This window comes from Halomonas sp. ND22Bw (assembly GCF_003011945.1).
GTDB classification, from domain to species: domain Bacteria; phylum Pseudomonadota; class Gammaproteobacteria; order Pseudomonadales; family Halomonadaceae; genus Halomonas; species Halomonas halophila.
Window position 1 is genome coordinate 1 of sequence record NZ_PXWD01001018.1, and the last position, 266, is coordinate 266.

The 266-nt window shown below is 67.3% G+C and carries 1 protein-coding gene; it reads left to right on the forward strand.

The features are described from left to right. A partial coding sequence (locus CVH10_RS21250; RefSeq protein WP_146143229.1) for a TRAP transporter large permease subunit occupies positions 1–266 on the forward strand: 266 nt, incomplete at both ends.

Below are 266 nucleotides of genomic sequence, written 5' to 3' on the forward strand. Positions count from 1 at the left end.
GAGCTACGCCCTGCTCGGCAACCATATCCCCACGCCGCTGCTCTCCCATCCGGGCTTCCAGCTGGACGAGGTGGCGCCCTACCTCTGGTTCCGCGAGAGCGGGGTGTTCGGTACGCCGCTGCAGATCTCGGCCAAGTTCATCTTCCTGTTCCTGTTCTTCGGCGTGGTGCTGATCCAGACCGGCGTCGGCCGCTTCTTCAACGACCTGGCCTTCGCCGCCACCGGCCGCTTCACGGGCGGCACCGCCAAGGCCGCGGTGATCGCCA